Below are 19,675 nucleotides of genomic sequence, written 5' to 3' on the forward strand. Positions count from 1 at the left end.
TATATCATGAAAGTAGGCGTTATTGGTGCTGGTACTATGGGACAGGGCATTGCTAAGGCATTTGCTCAGACAGAAGGTTTTGAAGTAGCTCTTTGCGATATCAAGCAGGAGTGGGCTGAAGGCGGAAAAGAGAAAATCGCTAAAGGCTATGACAGACTTGTTCAGAAAGGAAAGAAGACACAGGAAGAAGTTGATGCAATCCTTTCAAGAATCACACCGGGCTTAAAAGAAGACCTTTGTGCAGATTGTGACCTTATCGTAGAAGCTGCATTTGAAGATATGCAGGTTAAGAAGACTACATTCGCTGAGTTAGATAAGATTGCTAAACCAGAGTGCATTTTTGCATCAAACACATCAAGCCTTTCTATTACAGAGATTGGCAACGGACTTACACGTCCAATGATCGGTATGCATTTCTTCAATCCTGCTGACCGTATGAAACTTATCGAGGTTATTGCCGGTGTTAACACACCTGCTGAGACAGTTGAGGCAATCAAGAAGATTTCAGAGCAGATTGGAAAGACACCTGTACAGGTAAATGAAGCTGCCGGATTCGTAGTAAACCGTATCCTCATTCCAATGATTAATGAAGCAGCATTCATCAAGATGGAAGGTGTTTCTGACATCGCAGGTATTGATGCAGCTATGAAACTTGGTGCAAATCATCCAATGGGACCTTTAGAGTTAGGTGACTTCATTGGTCTTGATATCTGCCTTGCTATCATGGATGTTCTTTACAATGAGACAGGTGACAGCAAGTATCGTGCTTGCCCACTTCTTCGTAAGATGGTTCGTGGTGGAAATCTTGGTGTTAAGAGTGGAAAAGGTTTCTATGTATACAACGCTGATCGCACAAAGACAGCAGTTGATGCACAGTAATTAAAAATTATTACATGATTAAATACAGTTAGAGATTGTATGATAAAGTGATGATTTACAAATATGTATTTTCTAAACCTGTTGCCGTGTATGATAAATATGCGGCATGGGTTTAGTAAAATAAATTGTGTTCCGGATACGCAGCGGTACACTATAAAAATATGAAAGGTGGTAAAGAAAGGCATGGATTTTACATTAAGTAAAAAGCATGAGATGGCGAGACAGCTTTTCAAAGATTTCGCTGAAAATGAAGTTAAACCTGTTGCTCAGGAGACTGATGAGACAGAACATTTCCCAATGGAAACTGTTAAGAAAATGGCAAAGAGTGGTTTCATGGGTATTCCGATTCCAAAGGAGTACGGTGGACAGGGTTGTGATATTTTAACATATATTATGTGTGTAGAGGAACTTGCAAAAGTTTGTGGTACAACAAGTGTAGTTGTTTCAGCTCATACATCACTTTGTGCAGATCCTATTCTTACTTATGGTACAGAAGAACAGAAGCAGAAATATCTTCCAAAGCTTGCAAGCGGTGAGTGGATTGGTGCATTTGGTCTTACAGAGCCGGGTGCAGGTACAGATGCTCAGGGTGTTCAGACAAAAGCTGTACTTGATGGAGATGAGTGGGTACTTAACGGTTCTAAGTGCTTCATTACAAACGGTGAAGTTGCTGACGTTTATATTGTTATCGCTTATACAGACATTATTGAAGGAAAGAAAGGCAGAAAGATTAAGAAATTCTCTGCATTTATCGTAGAAAAAGGAACACCTGGATTTACATTCGGAACAAAAGAGAAGAAGATGGGTATCCGTGGTTCATCAACATATGAGCTTATTTTCCAGGATTGCCGTATTCCTAAAGATGCACTTTTAGGACCTCAGGGCAAAGGTTTCCCTATCGCTATGCACACTCTTGATGGTGGACGTATCGGTATTGCTGCTCAGGCACTTGGTCTTGCAGAAGGTGCACTCGACAGAACAATCGAGTACACAAAAGAAAGAAAGCAGTTTGGTCGTACAATTGCACAGCAGCAGAATACTCAGTTCCAGCTTGCTGATATGGCTACAAAGGTTGAAGCTGCAAAGAACTTAGTTTACAGAGCTGCACTTAAGAAACAGGAATTTGCTGATGGTGCAAAGGTATCTTACTCAGTAGAAGCTGCTATGGCTAAACTTTGTGCAGCAGAAGTTGCAATGGAAGTTACAACAAAAGCAGTTCAGTTACATGGTGGTTATGGTTACATCAGAGAGTACGATGTTGAGCGTATGATGCGTGATGCTAAGATTACTGAGATTTATGAAGGAACAAGTGAAGTTCAGAGAATGGTTATCTCAGGTGCATTACTTAAATAATATCGTAAATAAAAACATAAACCAAAAAATAAGACAAGGAGTGACAAAGCTGTGAAAATAGTAGTATGTGTAAAACAGGTTCCAGATACTAAAGGCGGAGTTAAATTTAATCCGGACGGTACTTTGGATAGAGGTGCTATGCTTGCAATCATGAACCCTGATGACAAAGCAGGTTTGGAAGCAGCACTTAGAATAAAAGATGAATATGGTGCAGAGGTTACTGTACTTACAATGGGACTTCCAAAAGCAGAGGAAGTGCTTCGTGAAGCAATCGCAATGGGTGCAGACAAGGGTATTCTTGTAACTGACAGAGTTTTAGGTGGTGCCGATACTTGGGCTACATCTACAACAATTGCCGGAGCACTTAGAAATATTGATTATGATCTTATTATCACAGGTCGTCAGGCTATCGACGGTGATACAGCACAGGTTGGACCTCAGATTTCTGAGCACCTTGATATCCCTGTAATTTCTTATGCTAAAGACATTAAGATTGATGGGGACAGTGTTGTAGTAGAGCGTCAGTATGATGACAGATATCATGTATTAAAAGCTAAGATGCCTTGCTTAGTTACAGCTCTTTCAGAATTAAATGAGCCTCGTTATATGACTCCTGGTGGAATCTTTGATGCTTATGATGCTGAGATTACAGTATGGGGCAGAAATGATCTTAAAGATGTTGATGATTCTAACATTGGTCTTGCAGGATCACCTACAAAGATTGCTAAAGCTTCTGACAAAGTTAGAAAGGGAGCTGGCGAGAAGGTTACTCCGGAAGATGCAGATCAGGCAGTTTCATACATCATGGACAAATTAAAAGAGAAACATGTAATCTAAAAATTATAAGGAAGTGGTGACTAAAATGGGTTTAGAAGAATATAAGGGTGTCTATGTCTTTGCACAGCAGGTAGACAACGAATTAAGCGGAATCGCTTTTGAATTGCTTGGAAAAGCAAAAGAACTTGCAAGTGACCTTGGTACAGATGTAACAGCCGTTCTTATCGGTTCTGATGTTAAAGGTCTTACAGATGAATTAGCAGAGTATGGTGCTGACAAGGTTATCGTTGTAGACGATCCTGAGTTAAAAGAGTACAGAACAGAGCCATATGCTCATGCATTATCTTCAGTTATCAACGAGTACAAGCCTGAAATCGTATTAGTTGGTGCAACAGCAATTGGTCGTGATTTAGGACCTCGTGTTTCAGCTCGTGTTCAGACAGGTCTTACAGCTGACTGTACAGTACTTGAGATTGGTGATTTCCCAATCAATGCAATTCCTGGACAGGAAGATAAGCAGAAACATAATCAGCTTCTTATGACTCGTCCTGCATTCGGTGGTAACACAATCGCTACAATCGCTTGCCCTGACAACCGTCCACAGATGGCTACAGTTCGTCCGGGTGTTATGCAGAAGATTGAGCCTAAAAAGGGAGCAAAAGCAGAAGTTATTGAGTACAATCCTGGATTTACTCCAAACAACAAGTATGTTGAAATTCTTGACATCGTTAAGGATCTTTCAGACACAGTTGACATCATGGATGCAAAGATTCTTGTATCTGGTGGACGTGGAGTTGGAAGTAAAGAGAACTTTGCAATGCTTCAGGATCTTGCTGATGTAATCGGTGGAACAGTAAGCTGCTCACGTGCAGTAGTAGATAACGGCTGGATGCCAAAAGAGTTACAGGTTGGACAGACAGGAAAGACAGTTCGTCCTAATGTATACTTCGCAATCGGTATTTCAGGAGCTATCCAGCATACAGCAGGTATGGAAGAGTCTGACATCATTGTTGCAATCAACAAAGATGAGACAGCACCTATCTTTGATGTAGCTGACTACGGTATCGTAGGCGACCTCAATAAGATTGTACCAAAGCTCACAGAGGCTTTAAAAGAAGTTGTTAAATAATTAAACAGACAATTTTTTATATAATAAAGGCGGTATATCCAGTTTCGGGTATGCTGCCTTTTTCATATGCTACGCATTCCACTCAAGCGCGAAAGAGTCGCAAGCGACTCTTTGTACATTTTAAGTGTTGGAAAGGCGTCGCAAATAATATATAATAAAATAAAATGTGATGATATATTATTTAATTATTAACAGGTGGTGAAAAACTTATGGGAAGATTTGTAAATCCGGATAACAGTGCTTTTCAGGTTGCTTTAAATTCTGAAATTTATATTGATAAGAGCGGAATGATTGAAGAAATAAATAAAGTGTTGGATACTATGCAGGGCTATATATGCCACAGCCGTCCAAGAAGATTTGGAAAATCCATCACTGCAAATATGCTTGCGGCTTATTACAGTAAAGGGTGTAAGTCGGAAAAAATGTTTTCGAAACTGGAAATATCAAAAAAGGATGACTTTAAAATGCACTTAAATAAATATAATGTTATTCATATTGATATTCAGTGGTTTTTATCGAATGTAAAAGATATATTTGAAATAGTGGAATATATTTCACAAAGTATCATAGAAGAACTTAGGCAGATATATCCGGAACATATTTCTACAGATGAAAATGCATTGTCAGAAGCTCTTTCAAAAATAAAAGAAGCCACAGGACAGAAGTTTATAATAATAATAGATGAGTGGGATGCGCTTATTCGAGACGAGGATGCAGATAGAGATATTCAGGAAAAATATATCAATTTTTTGAGAGGATTGTTTAAGGGAACTGAACCTACAAAATATATTGCACTTGCATATCTGACAGGAATACTTCCGATAAAAAAGCAAAAAACACAGTCAGCACTTAATAATTTTGATGAATATACAATGCTTAATGCAGGAAGATTTTCGCCTTTTGTGGGATTTACTGAAAAGGAAGTTGAAAAATTATGTAATCATTATGAAAGGGATTTCAATGAAATTAAGCATTGGTATGATGGTTATATTTTAGGAGAACAGCATATATACAATCCAAAAGCTGTTGTCAGTGCTATGCTTGATGGTACTTTGCAAAGCTATTGGTCACAGACAAGCACATTTGAGTCTATAAGACCATTTATCAATATGGATTTTGACGGTCTGAAAACAGAAATTATCAGAATGATTTCGGGAGATGAGGTAAAAGTAAAAACCACAACCTTTCAGAACGATATGATTACAATAAAAAATAAAGATGATGTTTTTATGCTGCTTATACATCTCGGTTATCTGGCATATGACCAACGAAAGCAGACGGCATTTATTCCAAATGAAGAAATTCGTGGAGAATTTGTAAATGCTGTTGAGGAAAATAAATGGAATGAACTGTATGATTTTGAAAATAAATCAAATGAACTTCTTGAGGCAACATTAGACCTTGAATGTGATATTGTGGCAGAAAAGATAGAGCAGATACATTCGGAATATACATCAGTTATTGAGTACAATAATGAAAATTCATTGAGCAGTGTGCTTGCGATTGCATATCTTAGTGCAATGCAGTATTATTTTAAACCGGTTCGTGAAATGCCGGCTGGGAGAGGATTTGCAGACTTTGTGTTTATACCGAAACCTCAATATTTAAACAGCTATCCGGCATTGGTGGTAGAGTTAAAATGGAATAAAAATGTATCGACGGCACTGGCACAGATAAAAGAAAGAAAATATCCGCAGTCGCTTATGGAATATACTGGAGACATTCTTTTGGTTGGAATAAATTATGATAAAAAGAATAAGGCACATGAGTGTGAAATAGAGCAATATGAGATTTGAGAAATTTTTTTGAGTACAGTGTAGGAAAAATTATAGCAGTTACAAATTTATAATAAATATGGAGTGATTATGTTTAGATTTGCAAAAAGAAAAAATAGTATAAGGAAAGTGTCTGAGGAATGTAGAAAATATTTTTTTAGTGATGTAGAGAATATAACTGAAGATATTGAGGAAGAAAATTTGGTTTATGAAGAAAATACAGATGTGGAGCAATTAAAAGAAACGGAACCTAAAAATGAAAAAAGAAGAACTATATATGTTGATGAATATTTTATTGAAGCAGCAAGATTTGTTATAGAGTCTGATAGAGCTTCATCAGGACAATTAATGAGGAGATATTCAATAGGTTATAATCGGTCAGGAAGAATTATTGACCAATTATGTAAAGAGGGAATAGTTGGAAAAGCAAAAGGGACAGGACCTAGAGAAGTTTTATTTACATTAACGCAATTTGAACACTATTTAAAAAATGTTAATGTACAATGTAAGCATTATTCATCCAATGTAGGAAATCATGCAGTACAAGAAGTGTTTTCAGGAAAATCTATTTATAATGCAGATGTTGCAGTTGTAATGTTCTATAGTAATAACGTCAAAAACTCAATAGAATTTGTTTATAATAAATTTCAAAAACTCTATTGAGATTTTTTATCTATTGTAGTATAATGTGCAAGGTTATTACGAAAAAATTGGTAATAAATATGTTACTATTGATATTATGAACAATATAATAGGAGGATTGCCATGCGTGGAATTGACACACAGACAAAAAAAATCAGGGAACAGGTATTTGAAGAAGTTGCTCGTGCAGCTTACAGCACAGGAGATGTAAGTCATGAGTTAGAAGAGATACCATACAAAATCACACCGTCAGATGTTCCACTTTACCGTGAGAGCATTTGGAGAGAAAGAGCTATTGCGTCAGAGAGAGTTCGTCTTGCTATGGGGCTTTCACTCAGACCATTAGACAGACCGGTACATATTACAGAGGGATTTGCAGAGAGTAATATTTCAGAAAAGTATTATGAGCCACCTCTTATGCAGGTTATCCCATCAGCATGTGATATGTGTGAGGACAATAAAATTGAAGTAAGTAACATGTGTCATGGTTGTGTAGCACATCCATGTATGGAAGTCTGTCCGAAAGAAGCTATTTCAATGGTTGACGGACATGCATTTATAGATCAGGATAAATGTATTAAGTGCGGTAAATGTATAGCGATATGTCCTTACCATGCTATTATAAAGAGAATCAGACCTTGTGCTGAGGCATGCGGAATCAATGCGATTGAGAGTGATGAGCACGGGCGCGCAAAGATAAATGATGAAAAGTGCGTATCATGTGGTCAGTGCATGGCAAGTTGCCCATTCGGAGCAATTGCTGATAAGTCTCAGATATTCCAGATGATTAGAGCAATACAGCATGGAGACGAAGTTATTGCAGAAATAGCACCTGCATTTGAAGGTCAGTTTGGTACTGATGTTACACCTGCTCAGGTTATCGCAGCATTGAAAGATTGCGGATTTAAGGATGTACATGAAGTAGCACTTGGTGCAGATATAGGTGCTGTGGCAGAGGCACATCATTATGTTAAGGAAGTAGTAAACGGAGATCTTCCGTTCCTTCTTACATCATGTTGTCCGGCATGGTCAATGCTTGCTAAGAAGTATTTCCCTGACATAATCGGCAGTGTATCTCAGGAGCTTACACCTATGGTAGCTACAGCTAGAAGTATAAAGAAAAAGCATCCTGATGCAAAAGTTGTATTTATCGGACCATGTGCAGCAAAGAAACTTGAAGCTTCTAGGAGAACAGTAAGAAGTGATGTTGATTTTGTAATTACATTTGAGGAATTAAATGCAATATTTAAGGCAAAGAATATTGATTTCAACAATTATGACAAAGGACGCTTAATGCATGAAGCAACAGGTGCAGGTCGTGGTTATGCGGTTGCCGGTGGTGTTATTAGTGCGATTGAACAGTGTATAGAAGAGTATTATCCTGGAACGGAAGTTCAGACAGAGCATTGTGAGGGTCTTGCAGATTGTAAGAAGATGCTTCTTCTTGCAAAAGCAGGAAAGAAAGATGGCTGTATGATTGAAGGAATGGGTTGTCCGGGAGGATGTGTTGCCGGTGTTGGTACAATTCTTCCAATCAATAAAGCAAAAGTTGCAGTTGCAAAAACTGTAAAAGAATCATCAACAAAGATTCCACCGCAGGATTTACTTGAGATTGAATTGCCTTAAAATGATTTAGAAGTTGTCGCTCATAAATTTTGTGCAGGAGAACAAGCTCGCTTGCGTTGCAGGTTTATGATATATTATATTGAAATAATTTATACAGCCTGATAATATATATATGTTGTCAGGCTGTATTTGTGTAATGGAAGATAGAATATATTTCTTTTGGTTAAGACATTAAATATTCTTTTTGGATATCTAAAGCAGCAGGTGACAAAAATGATATAGGATTGGAGAGTATTATGTTAGAGATTATCAAATCAATTATTTTTGGAATTGTTGAGGGAATTACAGAGTGGCTTCCTATAAGCAGTACAGGACATATGATTCTTCTCGATGAATTTATTAAAATGGATGTTTCTGATAAGTTTAGGGAAATGTATCTTGTCGTCATCCAGCTTGGTGCCATTATGGCAGTAGTTTTACTTTTCTGGTGGAAAATATGGCCTTTTTGTAAAGAAAATAATTATGAAAGACATTATGTAGAAAATAAGAAAGCGGACTTTTTAGATAATTTCCGGTTTATTAAACAGGATATTTTCATAATGTGGATCAAAATAGTGATTGCATGTATACCGGCAGTCATAGTTGAACTTGCATTTGGCAATAAACTTGAAGAGTGCTTCTACAATTATAAGACGGTAGCAATTATGCTTATCCTTGTTGGTATTGTATTTATAATAGTAGAAGATAAGAATAAGAAAAATAAACCGGCAGTTACTAAGATAAGTGATATTACATACTCAACAGCATTCTGGATTGGAATGTTTCAGCTGGTTGCCGCTGTATTCCCCGGTACATCAAGGTCAGGAGCTACGATTATAGGTGGTCTTATTCTTGGACTTTCAAGAACGATTGCGGCAGAATTTACATTTTATCTTGCGATTCCGGTAATGTTTGGAGCGAGTCTCATAAAAGTTATAAAATTTGGGTTGTCATTTTCGGCATTAGAGGCGGGAATATTGATATCAGGTATGTTAGTTGCTTTTGTCGTATCACTTTTTGTAATTAAGTTTCTTATGGGTTATATTAAGAAGCATGATTTCAAAGTCTTTGGCTGGTACAGAATAGTTCTGGGTGCATTGGTTTTGGTGTATTTTGCAATAGCATAATAAATAAAAAGTTTATAAATGCTTAATAAAAAAGACACAAAAAAGTATTGACTTATAACAAATTAACATGTAATATAGGTATTGATAGTAGGAAATACCTACTACCCTTTTTTCAATTCATACCTAGGCATCCTGTACCCGCAGGGTGCCCCCTTTTTTTTTCGGACAGATATAATAACCGCTATGGTTCATAAGTATTGCAAAATATGCCTTAAACGACTATGTTGACATTATCTTTGACAAGCATTATTATATCAGACAGGGGACTATAACTTTAAGGAGGTGTTTCGTGTGGATTTTCAGAGAATAGATAAGAACACTGTTCAATGTAGAATGACAGAAGAAGAGATGAATTCATACGGGTTTGCAATAGAAGATTTTTTTACAAATCAGGAAAGGTCAAGAGAATTTCTTGAGAGTATTGTAGAAAAAGCAGAGGAAGAGATTGGATATGAGATAGAAAGTGGTATGGTTTCCATGCAGCTTATGCGTATGCCGGATAACTCACTTACCATTACATTTACAGACAGGGGTGAGGATGCCATACATAATATGCTCAACCAGATTCAGAATCTTGCAGGTATGCTGGACGAGTCAAATATGCCGGGCATCATTGCAAATGGTCTGGCTCAGGATAAGTGTGAAGATAAGATTGAAGATTTGTCAGAGGCAGCTACAGATGAAACCAAGAGTGTTTCAATGGATGAATTCCAGAAAGACAATTCGGTTACGACAGAAAAGCAGAAGAAAGCTTACAGGGAACATATTAAAGAGCTTGAAAAAAAGAAAAAAGCAAAAGAGAAAAAAGAAGCCTGTGCCGCCAAAGTATTTTGTTTTGATTCATTACATAATGTTGAGGTGTTTGCAGAATCCGTATGCATAGATAAACATATATCAAGCAAATTATATAAAGATACGGCAAACGAAAAGTACTATCTGTTTATAAAAAAAGGAAAGCTTAAATTTGATGAGTATATGAAGTTATGCCGTCAGTTGACAGAGTATGCTAAACTTTGCTCACAACAGTTGTATATTGAGCAGTATTGCAAGGAGCATTTTGAATGTCTTATTTCAAAAGATGCCATAAAAATCTTGAAAGAATATTAATGCAGAGTGGGAGTTTGGGAAAATCAAAATGAAATATGATTACGACTATGATGGAAGTTTTGGAGGCAAAAAGGGGTTGTTTGTTCGGGTAGTTATTACTGTTGTAGAAATAATTGCAGTAGTTGCCGCAGCATTTCTCATTGTGCGCTTTGGCTTAGAGACAATGAATGTTTCGGGAAGCAACATGGAGCCTACTCTTAATGATGGGGAGAACATACTTATCAATAAAATGTCATATAAACTTCATTCCGTGAAAAGAAATGATGTTGTTGTAGTTAGACAAAACGGCAGTGAGCATAACTATTATGTTATTCAAAGAGTTATAGGCCTGCCGGGAGAAAAGATTAAAATATCAAATGGGGAAGTATATATTGACGGAAAAGTATTAGATGAAAAATATGATTTTTCTCTTATGAAAAACGGTGGACTTGCTATGGAGGAGATTACTCTTGACAATGACGAGTATTTTATGTTGTGTGACAACAGAAATGATTGTGAAGATAGCAGAAATGCAAGTGTGGGTAATGTTTTAAAATCAAGTATAGTAGGAAAAGCTTGGATTAGAACGGAGCCGTTTGCCTTTATAAATTCAATTGACGGATTTAAGAAGGACGACAGTTCTTCATCATCAGACAGTAAAAAATAAAACTTGTGGCGTTTTTAAGACGCCCGTATTAAAAATAAATGAGGGCGTAAATTTTATGTTTGCGCCCTTGATTTTATAATATGATGATGTCGATTCAACAGATGGCAATTTGTATGTAAATATACATTGTTATCTGCTTTGGTATTTTGTATCATAATATAATTAAAGACTATAGTTGGGGGAAAAGAGATGGATGATATATCTGTTAAAATTGTTATAGCCGTGTGTGTGCTTTTGATTTTAGTTATAGCGAAAATAGTATATGATGAAAAAAAATATATTGAAAAACTTACCAATAGGCTGAAAAAAACATGGGGAATGCCTACAAGACAGGAATATACGGAAAATATATGGAAGAATATAAAATATTATCATGATAATCAGGCATCTGAGAATGATATAGATGACATTACCTGGAATGACCTTGAAATGGACAGGGTATATGAGAAATTAAATCATACGAGAACTTCTGTCGGCGAGGAATATCTATATGCATTGCTTCATAAAACATGTATTGACAAAGAAGAATTATCTGAGAGGGAGAGAGTTATCGACTTGATGTCAAAAAATGAGGATGAAAGGTTAAAACTCCAGATTGCGCTTTCCCAGATGGGAAAACCGGGAAAAATATCAGTATATGAGTATATGAGCGGTATTAATGATATAAAATCTCCAAACAGATTAAAACATATTCTCTGTGGTCTTGCATTTTTGCTTAGTGGGGCACTATGCTTTGTATGGCCGTCTGTCATGGTACTTGTTTTTATAGTTGTGGTTATATATAACATATTTTCATATTATAAGGACAAAGTTATGCTGGAGCCTTATATACAGTTATTCGGGTTTATAGTACGCACTGTAGCCCAGAGTAAAGAAATTGCAAAGATGGAAATTCAGGGTATTGAAAAATATATGGATGAACTTGAACACAGTGCTGAAAGTTTCAAAAAATTTTGTCGTAACAGTTCGCTTATAGCCGGCGGAGGTCAGATGGCAGGGGATTTATTTGATACAATTATGGATTATGTAAGAATGTTAGTCCATATTGATATTATCAAGATGTGTACCATGGTTTCAGAGGCAAAGAAACTAAGTGATGAATTGTTTAAAATCTATGATACAATAGGTTTTCTTGACAGCATGATTTCTATTTGCTCATATAGGGAAAGTCTTGATGAATGGTGTGTCCCGACATTTGATGATAAAATTGGGATAAATGCCGAAAACATATACCATCCGCTTATAAATGAGCCGGTGAAAAACAATATAAATGCGGATAAGTCTGTGCTTCTTACAGGCTCAAATGCGTCCGGAAAATCGACATTTATAAAAAGTATTGCCATAAACTCAATATTTGCGCAGACTATTCATACTGTGTTGGCAGATTCGTATACTTCATGTTTTTATTATATTTATTCGTCAATGGCACTTAGGGATGACCTTCAAAATAATGAGAGTTATTATATAGTAGAGATAAAGTCATTACAGAGAATTTTAGAAAAAGCAGCCCAGAGTGATGTGCCTGTTTTATGCTTTATCGATGAAGTGTTAAGGGGAACAAATACGCTTGAGAGAATTGCATCATCGTCTGAAATATTGGCGTATCTTGCAAGAAAGGGCGCTATGTGTTTTGCGGCAACACATGATGTCGAGCTTACAAACATGTTGAAAAAATATTATACAAATTATCACTTTGAAGAAAGTGTTGATGAGGACAGGGTAATGTTTGATTACAGGCTTAGAAAAGGAGCCGCAAATACAAGGAATGCCATAAAACTGCTTAATATGATAGGTTACGACAAGGTTATAACATACATGGCTGAAAAGCAGGCTGAAAGATTTCTGGAGACAGGAATATGGGGTGAAACTGAATAAAAAGGAAACTATAGGAAACACTACATAATAAAATGAAAGGTGTGGTGTTTTATATGAGCAAAGTAGTTAAAAATGTCTGGCTGGCTTGCGGTTTTTTAGTTATTGTTGCATTGTCAGAAGTTGTGTGTTATAAGGCGGCAGTAAATAAGTTTGAAAAAATGGCGCAGAAGTCAGAAACAAATATTACCGACAAGATAAAAATATATACAGATGAAAAAATAGAGAAAGAGTGTGAAAAGGCTTTGGAAAATAATGGTTCAGACAGTGTAGCGGCAGGAGCAAACAGTAGTGATACACTATCTGTTCAGACGATATATCAGGTTGAAAAATATGATGCGGCAAAGGATATATCAAGCGCTGAATATAGAAATCTGCCCGAAAAACTTGTCGGATTGAACAGAAAACAGGTTGACGAGTATTGCCACAATTATATGAATAATATGTCAGCGGATGAGTTCCTTGCAGGACTTCAGAGTATGGGAGTTGTCAGCTTTTCAAGTGACAGGCTTGTAATAAAAAAAATATATGATGCAACAAAAATAAAATACAAATATTATCTCATAGCAATAGATGGTGAAGTTGTTGTATATTATGGAGATAAAAAAACTATTTTTGATTATACGGGAATTAAGATTTCAAAATTAAGCAAAAAAGAACAAAATGCGCTCAAAAAGGGAGTTGAAGTAAAAAATGAGGATGAATTATACGGCATATTAGAAAATTATTCATCATGAAAAGAAGAAAGTACAGATTACATTTTGAGAAACGGAGATAAGAATGAGAAGTGTTCCAATTTTGATTGTAGGCGGAGGTGCTGCGGGCATGATGGCGGCAGCTGCGGTTTCAGGTTGTGGAAAGAAAGCTTTGATAATCGAGAAGATGAACCAGCTAGGCAAGAAAATACTTGCTACCGGAAATGGCAGATGCAATTATACCAATCTTAGACAAAAGCCTGAATTTTATCATGTGGATGAAACGGATGGTGTTTGGGAGATATTAAAAAGGTTTGACGAAAAACAGGCAATAAGCTTTTTTAAAGATGCCGGAGTATATCCGAGAGAAAGGGACGGATATGTTTATCCTATGTCTTTGCAAGCTGTTTCTCTCAGGAATTGCCTGCAGAGAAAAATAGATAAAAAATGGGTACATCTTGAAGAGGAAGTCTTGGAAATAACTCAAAATATGAGTGAGCTGGGAAAATGTACGGGTTTCGTTGTTAAAACCGATAAAGACAGGTACCTTGCAAAAAAAGTTATCATCACGGCAGGCGGTATGGCTTCAAAATGCCATGGGAGTAACGGAGCCTGTTTTGATATTTTAAAAAGTCTTGGACATACGATAATAAAACCTGTTCCTGCGCTGACCTGGCTTAAGATTGAAGAGAAGTATACAAAACTCTGGGCGGGGGTTAGAGTAAACGGAAAAATAAAGGCGTATGATGAAAATAAAAATGAACTTGCAGAAGACAGTGGTGAGTTGCAGCTTGTGTCGACCGGAATATCAGGTATTCCTGTTTTTCAGATTAGCAGATATATTTCAAGGCAGTTGGAAAAAACAAAAAGAGCTTATATAGAAGCCGATTTTCTGACTGAATTTTCAAAGGATGAACTGCTTGGAGAAATACTAAGGCGCAGGCAGGACGAACAGGAACTTGAGGTGTCTTATATTCTTGAGGGAATTATGAATAATAAGCTTGTTGATGCCATATTGTCGAGGGCGGGAATAAATAAAAATAGTAAACTTAAGGATTTGACAACAGAGCAATGTGAACAAATTTGCAGTCTTATAAAGAAATTTGAAGCAGAAGTTAAGGATACTGCTGGATTTGACAACGCACAGGTGACTTGCGGAGGAGTAAGCAAAAGAGAGGTAAACTTTAAAAATATGAGTTCAAAAATCTGCAAGGGATTATATCTTGCAGGAGAGATAGTGGATGTTGACGGAATTTGCGGAGGTTATAATCTCCAGTGGGCATGGAGCAGCGGTTACATTGCGGGAATAAGCGCAGCAGGAGGAAAATAACAGTGATACATATAGGTCAGTTGAAAGTACTGGTAGAAAAAGTCGCAGTCAAAGCAGACAGGCAGGATTTAAAAAAAGGCATAATATCAGCGGGTGAAATGTCTGTAATTAAAAAATATATAGAGAAGAAATTAAAGATAAAAGCGGATGACATTAGAAATATAGAGATATTGAAAAAGTCGGTAGACGCAAGAAAAAAAGAACAATTATCGTTTGTGTATCAGCTCGATATTGAGTGTGACAACGAAAAGAAGATTGTAAGCCGTTATAAAAAAAATGATGTGTCTTTAAAAGAAAAAAAGACTATAATCAGGAAAATAAATGACAATATACCGCCTGAAAATAAAGGTCAGATCGTTATTGCGGGATTTGGCCCGGCTGGAATTTTTGCGGCTTACGAACTTGCCAAATCAGGGTATAAACCTATAGTCATTGAGAGAGGTCTTGATATTGAAAACAGAAAAAAAACTGTTGAGAAGTTTTGGAATACAGGAGAACTTGACACAGAATGCAATGTCTCATTTGGTGAGGGCGGCGCTGGAACTTTTTCTGATGGAAAGTTAAATACGATGGTAAAAGACAGATTTGGATATAACCGCAAAGTGCTTGAGACATTTGTAAGGTTTGGTGCTCCGAAGGAAATACTTTATCTTCAAAAGCCGCATATAGGAACGGACAAATTGGCTGATGTAGTAAAAAATATGAGATTAGAGATAGAGAGACTTGGCGGTGAGGTAAGATTTGGTGTAAGGCTTGACAGCATAAACACAGAAAAAGAAAACGAAACACAGAAAATCGTGTCGGTAAATGTCACAGACAGGGAGAGTTCACAAAAACAGGAGATAAAATGTGAAAAACTTATTCTTGCCATCGGACACAGCGCAAGAGATACTTTTATAAGCCTTCATGAAAGTGATGTCGAAATGCAGCAGAAATCATTTGCGATAGGAGAGAGAGTTGAACATCTGCAGGAAATGATAGGCAGAAATCAATATGGTGACATGTATAAAATACTTCCGACAGCGGATTATAAGCTTACTCATCAGACTAAAGATGGAAGAGGAGTATATTCATTTTGTATGTGTCCGGGCGGTTATGTTGTGAATGCATCTTCGCAAAAAGGCATGCTTGCGGTAAATGGCATGAGTAATTATCTTCGTGACAGCAAAAATGCCAACAGTGCAATGGTTGTGACAGTCGGTCCAGAGGACTATGAGAGTGATGACGTGCTTGCAGGAATGAGATTTCAGCAGAAGTGGGAGAAAAAAGCGTATGAGGCAGCAGGCGGAAAAATTCCGGTACAGTTATTTGGTGATTTTAAGAAAGACAGAGTGAGCAGTGAATTTGGTGAGGTCATACCTGAGACAAAAGGTGAGTATGCTTTCGCAAATGTGAGAAAGATAATTCCTGAGAGTGTTGCTTCTTCTATAGAAGAAGGCATAACGGCATTTGAAAAGAAGATAAAAGGATACAGCAGGGATGACACGCTGCTGCTTGGAATAGAAAGCAGGACATCCTCACCGGTAAAGATATTGAGAGATGAGTCCATGCAGTCAAATATCAGAGGAATATATCCGTGTGGTGAAGGTGCTGGGTATGCAGGCGGAATAACATCTGCTGCAATGGATGGAATAAAAATCGCAATGCAGATAAAAGGAGGAAATTATAAATGACAATGGATGAAAAGATAAAGAGAATAAATGAGTTGTATCATAAATCACAGGCAGAAGGGCTTAATGAGGAGGAACTTGCCGAACAGAAAAGACTGAGACAGGACTATATAGCGTCAGTCAGAGGAAATCTGACAAGCCAGCTTAAAGGGATAACAGTTGTAAATCCTGACGGAACTGTAGTTGATATGAAAAAGAGAAGAAAGAAGCTGCATTGATATATGGAAAAATCTGTTTTAAGAAAAGAAATGAAGCTGCTGCGAAAATCTATGGACAAAAATGATAGAACAGCAAAAGACAAAAAAATCTTTGAAAATCTCATCAAACTGGATAGCTTCAAGAGCAGCAGTTGGTTTTATGTATATGTATCTTATGGCACAGAAGCAGATACGAAAAATCTTATTGAATATTTGTTTGAGTTAAAGAAAGAAAGAGAAATACATGTTGCCGTTCCAAAAGTTTTAGGTGATGAGATGGAGTTTTTTGAAATTAACTTATTTTCAGAGTTAGAGAAAGGCTGTATGGGGATATTAGAACCTTCAACCGGCAACAAAGTAAAACCTGAAAATGCATTTATGGTGTTGCCGGGACTTGCATTTGACGAGGAACATAAAAGGCTTGGATATGGCGGTGGCTTTTATGATAAATATCTTAGTAAATACGGCGCTGAAAGATTTATGAAGGTGGCGGTATGCTATGATTTCCAGATGCAAAAGAAAGGTGTAATAGCCTCAGATAGCAACGATATCAAAGTTGATATGATAGTCACGGATAAAGCATATTATTAAAAAAGACATACCATAACGCATTAGTTTATATTTTTTTACAAATATAATTTCTTTTTTAGAACTAATCACAATTTGAACACAAACAATACACAAACAGAACATAGTTACAATGTATTATTGTACTTGTAATAAAGATACAGAGAAAATTAAAAATTACGGTTAGTGCTTAGGCACCACCGTTGGTGATTAGATTTCTGAAAGGAGAGATTTATATGCGTAAAAATAATTTTTTAAAGATAACAACATATGCAGCAGTATTTGGTTTGATTGGTGGAATGAGTTTTGAAGGAACAACTTACATTTCAAATAAGTATATAAATAAATCAGCTGTTGAAAGTTCAAAAACAACAAGCAAGAGTATAGAAAAGACATCGACATTGTCATCAACAAGCACAAATACAAGCAGTTCTGACGGAGTGTCCGGAGTGTCAGAGAGTGTACTTCCATCAATAGTAGCAATAGATGTAAAGACGACACAGACATCAACAGATGTGTTTGGAAGAACTTATGAGCAGGATGCAAGCGGAAGCGGTTCAGGAATTATAGTTGCACAGGACAGCAAAAATATTTATATTGCAACAAATAATCATGTTGTAGCAGATGCGTCAAGTGTTTCAGTAACTTTCAATGACAAGAGTGTTTATTCGGCAACGGTAAAGGGAACGGATTCAGACTCAGACCTTGCGGTCGTTGAGGTTCCGCTGTCGAAACTTTCAGCAGACACACTCAGCAACATAAAAGTTGCAACATTAGGTGACTCTGACAAAGTTAAAGTTGGCGCACAGGCAATTGCGATAGGAAATGCACTTGGTTACGGAACTTCCGTAACAGTCGGATATATCAGTGCAAAAGACAGAGAAGTATCAGGTGAGGACAATACAATGAAGCTTCTTCAGACAGATGCAGCTATCAACCCGGGAAACAGCGGCGGAGCACTTGTTGATTCATCAGGTGCCGTTATTGGAATTAATTCATCTAAATATGCAGATACATCTGTTGAAGGAATGGGATTTGCAATTCCTATAAACACAGCAATTCCTATTATTAACGATATAGTAAAGGCACAGACTGTATCAGAGGATGAACAGGCTTATCTTGGAATAAAAGGAACAAATGTGACATCCGAGTATGCACAGTATTACAATCTTCCGGAAGGTATCTATGTATCAAGTGTGACATCAGGTTCACCTGCCGACAAAGCCGGAATCAAAAAAGGTGATGTTATCGTAAAATATAAGGGCAAAGACGTTACGACAATGGACGGGCTTCAGGAGAAAATGGCACTTTGCAAAGCCGGTGACAAAGTTGAGATAACTGTAAAAAGAGCTGATAATGGCGAATATAAGAGTATTACATGCAATGTCACACTTGGAAAGAAATCAGATGCTCCTGAAAGCACAGAAAACAGTTCAGATAACGGTAACAGCAGCTCTGATTCAAACAGCGGACAGAACGGTTCTTCAGGACAGTACGATAATAACGGACAGTATGGCGGCAATAACAATGGCTCATTATTTAACTGATAAATAGGAAACTTTAATTGATAAGCAGGAGGCATATATACCCATAAAAGGTAAAAAATATTGAAAAACATATTTACAACTTTGTTGTTCTATGTTATATTGTAATAGTTGTGTCTAATCAAAACGGCACAGGTTATTCAAATTACCGACGCTCAGTATCAGGTCGCTCCGTCCGATTCTTAGTGTCAGGTGAAAATTACAAATACCCGTTATGGGACAGGAGGTTATTATGATTAGTAAAGAAAAGAAAGCTGAAATTATCAAGACTTATGGACGTACACCAGAGGATACAGGTTCTCCAGAGGTACAGGTAGCTCTTTTAACAGCACGTATTCTCGAACTTAATGAGCATTTAAAAGAGAACAAGAAAGATCATCATTCAAGACGTGGTCTTCTTAAAATGGTAGGTCAGAGAAGAAATCTTCTTGCTTACTTAAAGAAGAAAGATATTGAAGCTTATCGTGAACTTATTGCTAAATTAGGTTTAAGAAAATAATATCTTAACTTGTATTAGCATTGTGACAGAAGTCCTGTCAGTGAAGCCATTGGTTAAACAACGGCAGCTGACAGGACTTTTTTACAAAGGTGCGGAATACTTGCATATATTAAAATAAAATGGTATACTTATAAAGATATTGTGTGGGCAAAAGCCGAGACTGCTGAAAAGTATATCTTTTTTGTTTTACGAAACATAAAAGCATTATTTTTTATGTTATGTTAAGGTATATTTTTCAGTTGTTTCGGGACAGGAGCCTGC

General features: G+C 36.8%; 18 protein-coding genes. All 18 read left to right on the forward strand.

Annotated elements, in window-relative coordinates:
• Window positions 1-6 precede the first annotated feature (6 nt).
• The 18 genes from ACZLXV_RS03585 (at window position 7) to rpsO (ending at window position 19,414) form a co-directional block, all read left to right on the forward strand.
• Window positions 7-879, forward strand: a complete 873-nt coding sequence (locus ACZLXV_RS03585) for a 3-hydroxyacyl-CoA dehydrogenase family protein (protein ID WP_022225811.1) — start codon at window positions 7-9, stop codon at window positions 877-879.
• A 183-nt stretch (window positions 880-1,062) separates the two neighbouring features.
• On the forward strand, window positions 1,063-2,232 hold the full coding sequence (locus tag ACZLXV_RS03590; RefSeq protein ID WP_022225812.1) for an acyl-CoA dehydrogenase: 1,170 nt from the start codon (window positions 1,063-1,065) through the stop codon (window positions 2,230-2,232).
• 51 nt (window positions 2,233-2,283) lie between these two features.
• The gene (locus tag ACZLXV_RS03595) at window positions 2,284-3,069 is read left to right on the forward strand and encodes an electron transfer flavoprotein subunit beta/FixA family protein (RefSeq protein ID WP_022225813.1); all 786 of its coding nucleotides are present in this window, start codon (window positions 2,284-2,286) and stop codon (window positions 3,067-3,069) included.
• A gap of 25 nt (window positions 3,070-3,094) precedes the next feature.
• On the forward strand, window positions 3,095-4,138 hold the full coding sequence (locus tag ACZLXV_RS03600; RefSeq protein WP_022225814.1) for an electron transfer flavoprotein subunit alpha/FixB family protein: 1,044 nt from the start codon (window positions 3,095-3,097) through the stop codon (window positions 4,136-4,138).
• A gap of 209 nt (window positions 4,139-4,347) precedes the next feature.
• Window positions 4,348-5,934: an AAA family ATPase gene (locus tag ACZLXV_RS03605; RefSeq protein ID WP_482382507.1), complete on the forward strand. Its 1,587-nt coding sequence runs from the start codon at window positions 4,348-4,350 to the stop codon at window positions 5,932-5,934.
• A gap of 69 nt (window positions 5,935-6,003) precedes the next feature.
• A complete protein-coding gene (locus ACZLXV_RS03610; RefSeq protein ID WP_482382508.1) occupies window positions 6,004-6,576 on the forward strand; it encodes a DNA translocase FtsK in 573 nt (190 codons plus the stop codon).
• 102 nt (window positions 6,577-6,678) lie between these two features.
• Window positions 6,679-8,181, forward strand: a complete 1,503-nt coding sequence (locus ACZLXV_RS03615; RefSeq protein ID WP_022225818.1) for a 4Fe-4S dicluster domain-containing protein — start codon at window positions 6,679-6,681, stop codon at window positions 8,179-8,181.
• A 236-nt stretch (window positions 8,182-8,417) separates the two neighbouring features.
• Window positions 8,418-9,287, forward strand: coding sequence for an undecaprenyl-diphosphate phosphatase (locus tag ACZLXV_RS03620; protein WP_482382509.1), 870 nt, complete (start codon window positions 8,418-8,420; stop codon window positions 9,285-9,287).
• Window positions 9,288-9,578: 291 nt separating this feature from the next.
• Window positions 9,579-10,394: an adaptor protein MecA gene (locus tag ACZLXV_RS03625; protein ID WP_367336148.1), complete on the forward strand. Its 816-nt coding sequence runs from the start codon at window positions 9,579-9,581 to the stop codon at window positions 10,392-10,394.
• A 28-nt stretch (window positions 10,395-10,422) separates the two neighbouring features.
• Window positions 10,423-11,040, forward strand: coding sequence for a signal peptidase I (gene lepB, locus ACZLXV_RS03630; protein ID WP_022225821.1), 618 nt, complete (start codon window positions 10,423-10,425; stop codon window positions 11,038-11,040).
• A gap of 189 nt (window positions 11,041-11,229) precedes the next feature.
• Window positions 11,230-12,915 carry a MutS-related protein gene (locus tag ACZLXV_RS03635; RefSeq protein ID WP_482382510.1) on the forward strand — a complete coding sequence of 562 codons (1,686 nt, stop codon included), beginning with the start codon at window positions 11,230-11,232 and terminating at the stop codon, window positions 12,913-12,915.
• Between the two features lie 53 nt (window positions 12,916-12,968).
• A complete protein-coding gene (locus ACZLXV_RS03640) occupies window positions 12,969-13,649 on the forward strand; it encodes a BofC C-terminal domain-containing protein (protein WP_367336514.1) in 681 nt (226 codons plus the stop codon).
• 43 nt (window positions 13,650-13,692) lie between these two features.
• Window positions 13,693-14,937, forward strand: coding sequence for an aminoacetone oxidase family FAD-binding enzyme (locus ACZLXV_RS03645; protein WP_482382511.1), 1,245 nt, complete (start codon window positions 13,693-13,695; stop codon window positions 14,935-14,937).
• 98 nt (window positions 14,938-15,035) lie between these two features.
• Window positions 15,036-16,610, forward strand: a complete 1,575-nt coding sequence (locus ACZLXV_RS03650) for an NAD(P)/FAD-dependent oxidoreductase (RefSeq protein WP_482382535.1) — start codon at window positions 15,036-15,038, stop codon at window positions 16,608-16,610.
• Entirely contained in the window at window positions 16,607-16,825 is a 219-nt protein-coding gene (locus ACZLXV_RS03655) for a DUF896 domain-containing protein (protein WP_022225826.1), read from the forward strand. The genes ACZLXV_RS03650 and ACZLXV_RS03655 overlap by 4 nt, the downstream gene beginning before the upstream one ends.
• A gap of 3 nt (window positions 16,826-16,828) precedes the next feature.
• Window positions 16,829-17,395 (forward strand): 5-formyltetrahydrofolate cyclo-ligase, encoded by a 567-nt coding sequence (locus ACZLXV_RS03660; protein ID WP_482382512.1) that lies wholly within the window; start codon window positions 16,829-16,831, stop codon window positions 17,393-17,395.
• 212 nt (window positions 17,396-17,607) lie between these two features.
• Window positions 17,608-18,918: a S1C family serine protease gene (locus ACZLXV_RS03665; RefSeq protein WP_482382513.1), complete on the forward strand. Its 1,311-nt coding sequence runs from the start codon at window positions 17,608-17,610 to the stop codon at window positions 18,916-18,918.
• A gap of 229 nt (window positions 18,919-19,147) precedes the next feature.
• On the forward strand, window positions 19,148-19,414 hold the full coding sequence (gene rpsO / locus ACZLXV_RS03670) for a 30S ribosomal protein S15 (protein WP_022225829.1): 267 nt from the start codon (window positions 19,148-19,150) through the stop codon (window positions 19,412-19,414).
• Window positions 19,415-19,675: the final 261 nt, after the last annotated feature.

This window comes from Butyribacter sp., from assembly GCF_056818865.1.